Annotated in this window: 7 protein-coding genes; 1 reads left to right on the forward strand and 6 read right to left on the reverse strand. The window is 59.6% G+C overall.

Going from position 1 to position 8,017, the window contains the following annotated elements:
* From NW843_RS06720 to purF, 4 genes are all read right to left on the reverse strand, one after another.
* The coding region (locus tag NW843_RS06720; RefSeq protein ID WP_414522473.1) for a pentapeptide repeat-containing protein at positions 1-530 on the reverse strand (530 nt) is incomplete at its 3' end.
* 381 nt (positions 531-911) lie between these two features.
* Positions 912-1,379, reverse strand: a complete 468-nt coding sequence (locus tag NW843_RS06725; protein ID WP_414330395.1) for a thiol-disulfide oxidoreductase DCC family protein — start codon at positions 1,377-1,379, stop codon at positions 912-914.
* A gap of 11 nt (positions 1,380-1,390) precedes the next feature.
* Positions 1,391-1,915, reverse strand: a complete 525-nt coding sequence (def, locus tag NW843_RS06730) for a peptide deformylase (RefSeq protein ID WP_011433713.1) — start codon at positions 1,913-1,915, stop codon at positions 1,391-1,393.
* A gap of 52 nt (positions 1,916-1,967) precedes the next feature.
* A complete protein-coding gene (purF, locus tag NW843_RS06735; protein ID WP_414522474.1) occupies positions 1,968-3,596 on the reverse strand; it encodes an amidophosphoribosyltransferase in 1,629 nt (542 codons plus the stop codon).
* A gap of 345 nt (positions 3,597-3,941) precedes the next feature.
* Between purF and NW843_RS06740 the strand changes: the two genes are divergently transcribed.
* The gene (locus NW843_RS06740; RefSeq protein ID WP_414522475.1) at positions 3,942-4,598 is read left to right on the forward strand and encodes a hypothetical protein; all 657 of its coding nucleotides are present in this window, start codon (positions 3,942-3,944) and stop codon (positions 4,596-4,598) included.
* A gap of 33 nt (positions 4,599-4,631) precedes the next feature.
* On the opposite strand, the gene NW843_RS06745 is transcribed toward NW843_RS06740, so the two are convergent.
* Positions 4,632-6,029, reverse strand: a complete 1,398-nt coding sequence (locus NW843_RS06745) for an aspartate aminotransferase family protein (RefSeq protein WP_414522476.1) — start codon at positions 6,027-6,029, stop codon at positions 4,632-4,634.
* A 139-nt stretch (positions 6,030-6,168) separates the two neighbouring features.
* Positions 6,169-7,884, reverse strand: a complete 1,716-nt coding sequence (locus NW843_RS06750) for a succinate dehydrogenase/fumarate reductase flavoprotein subunit (RefSeq protein WP_414522477.1) — start codon at positions 7,882-7,884, stop codon at positions 6,169-6,171.
* Positions 7,885-8,017 lie beyond the last annotated feature (133 nt).

Consider the following 8,017-nt stretch of genomic DNA (forward strand, 5'->3'; position numbering starts at 1 on the left):
AGATTTGCTCGCGTCAGGTCTCTTCCCCTCAGGTCGGCCCGCTCCAAGTTGGCTCCGCTCAAGTCGGCTTGGGCTAGGCTTTCCCCCTGGGCAACGCCGTTGATGATTGTCCACACCAGGTGCCACTTGGGATCCATCTGCGTTTTGGGAGAAATGACAACCCACCTCAAGTTGGCGTCCGTTAGGTTGGCCCCCAGCAAGCTGGCGCCGATGAGGTTGGTGCCCAGGAGGTTGGCTCCGCTCAGGTTGGCTCCGTTCAGATCGGCCCCGCTGAGGTCTGCTTGAGTTAGATTGGCTCCGCTCAGGTTGGCATGGCTGAGATTCACCTGGCTCAGTCTCGCGCGGTTTAGGTTTGCTCCTCTCAAGTCTGCCCCACTCAGATCTCGCTGACTGAGGTTGGCCTTTCTCAAATCCGCCCAGCGGAAATCTCGCTCGCCAGCCTCCAATTTTGCCCCCAGATCTCCCACCGGACGAAGGGTAACCGGATAGGCTTTCGCGATTTGGATAAGTTGGGGATCACCCGAATCCATTAGGGTTGTCCAGAGAGCAAACTGCTTTTCCCAATCCAGAGGTTGGTTTAGGGTTTGGAGGAGAAGCTCTCTGCCTTTTCCGTTGTAATGGCTAAAACATTTGATGGCGCCGTTTGCGCTTCTGGGATCCTTGCCTCTCAAAACCGGCTGGAGGATCTCTAAACTGCAATCGATATTGCCCAGATCTTTATCAGTAACTGTAGGCACGCCTCATCCCCCCTTTGGCTGCTTTGTTCCTATTCTCGCTATGGGCTTAGAGAGGGTCAAGACCAGTTCAGGGAATTCCCTTAGAAAGGTTAACCTTTGATACAGGAATTCAATCCTTTTTCAAATTCCCTGATCCAAGATAGCGAGCTGAGGAAGAGGGAACTTCCATTTTGGCTATCGGCTTGCTTCTGCCTTGCCGGCGGCTGGTGCTGCAGCTTTTCCCTCAGCCTCGGCCAAGGGATCCCGGCAGGCAACACAAGCAGGGTAGGCAGACAAATACAAGGTGTTGCGGCGGCCAAACCACTCGTAGCGGTGATCTCGGATCTGCTCGTAGCCTCGATCCCCAAGACCCTTCAAGCCAGGGAAGCTGCGGTACAGAGCCAACCACAGCTCCCCGCCCGGCAGAAGAGCAGCAATCTGTTCAACGGCGGCGGATCCCTGCCAACGGCGCTCCGGCTGCTCCAGGTCGATGAGGATCATCCCCAGCTCCACCTGCTCCGGTGGGATCCCCCATTGGGCCAAGGCAGAGGCATCTTGCATGGGGGCATAGCAAAACCGTTGCCCGCGATCCAGTTGCTCCAAGAGCTGAACACCGGTGGCACAGAGGTTGCAGAGGCCGTCGTAGATAACCATGTAGGGCATGGTGGGATCCCTCAGGCGGGCTGACCCAAAATCTGGGCTTGGTACTGGGCTTCGGTAAGCAGTTGCCGAGGCTGCCGCTGCAGGAACACCCGACCCATCAGGTGATCGTATTCGTGCTGAAAGATCCGCGCCGGAAAATCCTGCCAGACCACCCTTTGCTGAACGCCTTCTGGAGTGTAATACTCCACCTCCACTTCGCGGGCGCGGGCCACCAGACCACGGCAATTGGGCACACTCAAGCAGCCTTCCCAACCCAGCACCTGTTCAGAACTGCAAGCCAGCAGACGGGGGTTAACCATCACCAAAGGCTGCATTTGCGGCGCTTCCGGGTAGCGGGGATTGGGACGAGAGGCCACGATCAGCACTTGGAGCAGGGATCCCACCTGAGGAGCAGCCAAGCCCACCCCCTGCGCCTCTTTCAGGGTAGCCAGCATACCTTCTATAAGATCCTGCAAGGCCGGCGTTTTGAACTCCGTCACCGGCTCGGCCACTTGCGTCAGGATGGGATCCCCCAATTGGCGTAGGCGAAAAGTCATGGCTTGCCCCAAGCAATTCTTCTTCTCAGTCTAGCGGGGATCCCTGAGCAGCCTAGCGGCTCTTGCCGGTAGCCACCAGTTCCAGGGCCAGCTTGGAGCGCTTCAGCCCTTCCGGGATGGGGATGGGGTAGTGGCCGGTAAAGCAAGCGGAGCAGAACGAGTTGGGATCCCGGCCCGTGGCAGCCAGCATGCCTTCCCAGCTCAGGTAGGCCAAAGAATCCACTCCAATCTTCTCGGCGATTTCCTCTACGGAATGCTGGGCAGCAATCAACTGATCCTGGCTATCGGTATCGATGCCGTAGAAGCAGGGATGGGTGACCGGGGGGCTGGAAATGCGCATGTGGACCTGGGTAGCCCCCGCCTGGCGCAGGGCCTTGACGATTTTCTGGCTGGTGGTGCCCCGCACAATTGAGTCGTCCACAATAACAATCCGCTTCCCCCCCAGCACATCCTCCAGGGGGTTCAGCTTCATGCGAATGCCCCGCTCCCGCATGGATTGGGTGGGCTGGATAAAGGTGCGGCCCACGTAGCGATTTTTGATCAGCCCTTCCGTGTAAGGGATCCCCGACTGGCGAGCATAGCCAATGGCCGCCGGCGTGCCGGAATCGGGAACGGAGATCACCCAGTCGGCCTCTGCCGGAGCCTCCTTGGCCAGTTGTTCTCCCAAACGCACCCGGTAGGAGTAGAGGCTTTCCCCGTACATCCAACTGTCTGGGCGGGCGAAGTAGATCATCTCGAAGATGCACAACTTGGGGGTGGCCTCCGCCCAACGCACCGATTGCAGCCCCTGACGGCTGATCCACACCAACTCTCCCGGCTCCACCTGCCGCAGAGGATCGGCCCCGATGATATCCAAAGCACAGGTTTCTGAAGCCAACACGTAATGCAGCGGCTCGGCCTCGGGGTGGCTGAGGGTGCCGTCGCTGCAGATGATCTCCAGCATCTCTGACTGCAGCAGCTCATCCAGAGCGGGGTTGCTGCTCAAAAGCCCCAACACCAGCGGACGCACCCCATAGGGATCCCGTGCCCCGATCAGGCCCTCTGGCGTGCCGATCACCAGACTAAAAGCCCCCTGACAGCGGCGCAAAGCTTGGCAAGTGGCCGCGATCCAATCTTGACCTTGGTTCACCGCCTGGGCAATGGCGTGGGCAATACACTCGGAGTCGGTGCTGCTGGTTAGGTGCCGGTCGGCGGCCTCCAGTTCCTTCCGCAGCTCTTCCGCATTGACCAAATTGCCGTTGTGGGCCAGAGCCAGCGGCCCCAGGCGAGTCTCCACGATCACCGGCTGAGCATTGGCCACGCGGCTGGATCCAGTGGTGGAGTAGCGGGTGTGACCAACCGCCAGATCCCCGGTCAGTTGGGCCAAGTTCACTTCATCGAAGACCTGGGAGACCAAGCCCATCGCCTTGTGAACCCGGCAAAAGGATCCCTCAAAAGTGGCGATCCCTGCCGATTCTTGGCCGCGATGCTGCAAGGCAAATAGGCCAAAGTAGGCCAGCTTGGCCACCTCCTCTCCTGGAGCCAGGATGCCAAAGACCCCGCAAGCCTCTTGCAGCTCTTCCCGGGCATACCCCGCCCCGCTGATGTTTTCTGAGGGGTACAGGGCATCAACGCCAACGGCAGTCTGCCCCTCTGCTTCTCCACAGCCAGAAGATGGTTCTGCTCCCGCCCTTGCTGCCATGGATCCTCGTCTTGCTGTCACGCTTACCAGTCTAACTCGGCCCAGGTCATTCCCCTCTATCTGGCTTCACCCCCAAAGGGGGAGTCCACAGGTGGGGTTTGCAAAAAGCTAAGACTCTATCTATAGTGTTAGCAGCGTGTAAGCGCTGCTGTGGCTGAGAAGCAGCCTGGCCGAGTTTTTGAGTTGGACACCACCAAGGCTCGGCTCTCCCAGAACCGGCAGGATCCCAAAGCTTTGTGTTGTGAGGAGTCAAACCCCATGAGACAGCAGCCCCATAGGTTCCGTCAGAGCTGGACGTTAGCAGCCTCCTCTGTAATAAGGGCCAGTGTAGCCGCTCTTCTGTCGTTGTCACTTGTGGCTTGCCAAGAAGATGCCGGCGAACAGCCTGCGGTTACCATCACGCCAATAGCGGTGGTGGCTCCAACGCCCACTCCTTTCCTCATCCCCAGTCCTGTCCCTACGCCGCCGCCCACCCCTCTGCCTACCCCGACCCCCACTCCCCTCTTGAATCCTTTCCCCACTCCCAGCCCCTCTCCCACTGCTTCCTTTGCAGCAGAGCCGCCTTCGATTGCCGTGGTGGCCCTGACGGACGCGCGACAGACGGTACCCTTCAACGTGCTGGTGGCCGTGACGACTCCTGCAGGTTTGGGGGCCGGCATCAGCTTCCGGGTGGAAATCCGGCAAAGCCCCCTCACCCTCACCTTTGATTTCACTGCCGCTGCTGTCGGCTGTCAGCCCAACAGCAAAACCTGCATCGGCACCATCCCCATTACCATTCCTGCTTCTGCTCCCACCGGGGATTATGAGGTGACGGCAATGGTGGCGGATACCCAGGGCCGAATTGCTTCGGCCAAAGCTCCTTTACGGGTGTTGCCTGCGCCCAGTCCCTCCCCCTCGCCAACGCCGACCGGCACCCCCAATCCCTTTCCCTCGGTATCCCCTTCGCCCAGACCCAGTCCCTCTCCCAGTCCTTCGCCGACGCCCAGCCCCAGAAGCTTCTAACTCCCTCAGGCAGTCTCTCTTGTCGATTCAGGACTAAGGTAGCTCTTGAAGAACTCGCTTCAGGGTGGCGATCAGGTGTTCAATATGGGCTTCCTCGATGATCAAAGGCGGGGAAAGGGCAATGGTATCACCTGTAGTGCGAATCAATACCCCCCGCTCGTAGCAGCGCAAAAACGCTTCAAAAGCCCGCGCTGTCGGTCGGCCAGGGATCCCTTCCAATTCAATTGCCCCCACCAAGCCGAGGTTGCGTACATCGATGACATGAGGCAAGCCCCGTAGGGAATGGAGAGCCTCCTCCCAGAGGGGAGCGAGGTTGGCAGCCCGCTCGAACAAGCCTTCTTCTCGATACAGGTTCAGGGTAGCCAAGCCGGCGGCACTGGCAACCGGGTGGCCGGAGTAGGTGTAGCCGTGGAAAAACTCGATGGGGCTCCAGGACAGCGTCCTGCTGTTGTCCCCTGGACGGTGCAGGTCATCAGCGGAACCAGCAGCCTCCATGAAGGCGCTGTAGATCTCTTGCTTGACGATCACTGCGCCCATCGGGATGGTGCCATTGGTGAGGCCCTTGGCACAGCAAATCAGATCCGGCACCACCCCAAAGTAATTGGCCGCAAAAGGGGATCCCAGCCGCCCAAAGCCGGTGATCACCTCGTCGAAGATGAGGAGAATGCCGTATTTGTCGCAAATGGCCCGCAGCTTTTCCAAATAGCCCACCGGCGGCAGCAACACCCCCGTTGAACCGGCAACCGGCTCCACAATTACTGCTGCAATCGTGCTGGCATCGTGGAGAGCGACGATCCGCTCCAAGTCTTCTGCCAAGTGGGATCCCCAGCGAGGCAGGCCGCGGCTAAAGGCGTTTTGCTCCAGGTTGTGGGTGTGGGGCAGGTGGTCTACGCCGGGAATGAGGCTGCCAAAAAACTTGCGGTTGTTGGAGATGCCCCCGACCGAGATGCCCCCAAAGCCAACGCCGTGGTAGCCCCGTTCCCGGCCAATCAGCCGCTGCCGGGATCCCTGTCCGCGTAAGCGATGGTAGGCGATGGCCATTTTCAGGGCCGTATCCACCGCCTCAGAGCCAGAGTTGGTGAAAAAAACGTGATCCAGTCCGGCAGGAGTGAGCTGGATGAGCTGCTCTGCCAGTTGAAAGGCTTTGGGATGGCCCATTTGAAAAGCTGGGGCGTAGTCCAGTTGGGCCACCTGCTGTTGGATCGCTTCCACAATTTGGGGGCGGCAGTGGCCGGCATTCACACACCACAGCCCGGCAGTCCCATCTAGGATTTGGCGGCCATCGTGGCTGGTGTAGTACATGTCTCGGGCGGCCACCAACAGGCGCGGGTTGGCTTTAAATTGCCGATTGGCCGTAAAGGGCATCCAAAAAGGCTCCAGATTCAGCTCCGCTTGCAGGGCGACGGCTGCTTTCTCCAGGGTTTCTTGCATGGCTGGCCCTCCGGCAGTAGACGAGATTTCAAGCTGGCGAAGATGGAATCCCTAGATATTGGATAATTTTGAAAGGGGCTCCATCCTGCTAACGGGAACGATAGAGCAATCCTAATCGGCCTGGGAGGCTTCTGGAAAGTTAGTATTTTCGCTCCTGAGGGGGAAACCGGGTGATCACCACGGGGCGATAGCTGATCTGAGGGGATCCCTCCCGAAAGGCAGCCAAGGTGTGTTGTAAAAACCGTTGATCATCCCGTTGGGGGTAATCTTCCCGCGCGTGGGAGCCACGGCTTTCCCGCCGTTCCAGGGCGCTGGCGAGGATCAAAGCCCCCACCGTCATGAGGTTGTCCAGCTCCAGCGCTTCGATCAGCTCGGTGTTCCACACCTTGCCCCGATCGTCCAAATGCAAATCCCGCTCGTAACGCTGGCGGATCTGTTGCCATGTTTGGATCCCTTCTTGGAGAACCGATTCGGTGCGGTAGACCCCACAATGCTCGGTCATGCAATCTTGAAATTGCCTCCGCACCTGATCAATGCGGCTCTTCCCTGATCGTTCTAGCAGCCTTGTGATCCGCCCGGCGGCCTGTTTGAGCAGGGATCCCTCGTCCACTTTCGGCAAGGCTCGACCTCTGACGGCCTCTACCATGGCTGCCCCTGTGCGCCGCCCGAAAACAACGCACTCCAGGAGAGAGTTGCTGCCCAGCCGGTTAGCCCCATGCACCGAAACACAGGCCGTTTCACCGGCAGCGAACAGCCCTTCCACACGGGTTTGGACATCCCGCAACACCTGCCCCTCCACCGTCACCGGGATCCCACCCATGCAGTAGTGCACCGTCGGTCGCACCGGAATGGGATCGACAACCGCATCGATGCCCAAGTGGCGATGGGCCTCCTCCCAACAGAAGGGCAGCCGAGTGTGGATCTTTTCTGCCCCCAGATGCCGCAGGTCTAAGTAGACAAAATCTTTGCCGTCAATACCGCGCCCGGCCCGCACCTCCGTAACAATCGCCCGCGAGGTGATGTCCCGTGGGGCCAATTCCATCTGGCTGGGGGCATAGGCGGCCATGAAGCGCTCCCCCTTCCCATTGATCAGATAGGCCCCCTCTCCACGCACTGCCTCTGAGATCAACACCCCCACCGGATACAGGCCCGTGGGATGAAACTGCACAAACTCCATATCCTGCAGAGGCAGGCCGGCCCGCGCCACCATTGCCATGCCATCGCCGGTGGAAGCAAAGTCGTTGGACGTGGAGTTGTAGATGCGCCCATAGCCGCCTGTAGCCAACATAACCGCCTTGGCCCGCAGCACTTCCAGCCGTCCGCTGGCCTGCTCCAACATCACCACGCCCTGGGCTTGGTTGTCCTCCAGGATCAGATCCAGCACATACCATTCGCTGTAGAGCTTGACCCCAAAACGCTTGAGGTTGCTCACCAACTCGTGCAAAATGGCTTGCCCGGTTTTGTCGGCGGCATAGCAGGTGCGCGGGTGGCTGTGTCCCCCAAAGGCCCGCTGGGCAATGCGGCCATCCGGCAGGCGGGAGAACAAGACCCCCAAGTGTTCTAGGTCAATGATCACCTCAGGGGCTTCCCGGGCTAGAATCTCCACCGCATCTTGATCCGCTAGGTAATCGGATCCCTTGACGGTATCGAAGGCATGAGCCTCCCAGGAATCTTGCGGATCGACATTTTGTAAGGCGGCGGCAATGCCCCCTTGGGCTGCTACCGAGTGGCTGCGAATGGGATGGGTTTTGGATACCAAGGCCAGGTCGAGGCTGGGATCCCGTCGCATAACCTCCAAAGCCGCTCGGCAACCGGCCAGCCCTCCCCCGATGATGACAATGTCGTGTTCCAGCATGGATGCAGGCAAGCTCTCGCAAAGGATTCCGCCACAGCCAGGATGGCGTTTTCCCATTATGGCCGGCCCCAGCAGCCTCTCCAGCAGCAGGTAAACTACCCGACTCCGACCGCTAAAGCGGTACGGAGCGGGC

Origin of the sequence: Synechococcus sp. R5-12 (assembly GCF_047502655.1) — a bacterium.
In the GTDB taxonomy this organism is placed as follows: domain Bacteria; phylum Cyanobacteriota; class Cyanobacteriia; order Thermostichales; family Thermostichaceae; genus Thermostichus.

What these genes read in the sequence shown, in the direction of transcription:
- NW843_RS06725 (WP_414330395.1), bottom strand. Translation starts at nt 1,379, where the DNA reads ATGCCCTACATGGTTATCTACGACGGCCTCTGCAACCTCTGTGCCACC.
- def (WP_011433713.1), bottom strand. Translation starts at nt 1,915, where the DNA reads ATGACTTTTCGCCTACGCCAATTGGGGGATCCCATCCTGACGCAAGTG.
- purF (WP_414522474.1), bottom strand. Translation starts at nt 3,596, where the DNA reads ATGGCAGCAAGGGCGGGAGCAGAACCATCTTCTGGCTGTGGAGAAGCA.
- NW843_RS06745 (WP_414522476.1), bottom strand. Translation starts at nt 6,029, where the DNA reads ATGCAAGAAACCCTGGAGAAAGCAGCCGTCGCCCTGCAAGCGGAGCTG.
- NW843_RS06750 (WP_414522477.1), bottom strand. Translation starts at nt 7,884, where the DNA reads ATGCTGGAACACGACATTGTCATCATCGGGGGAGGGCTGGCCGGTTGC.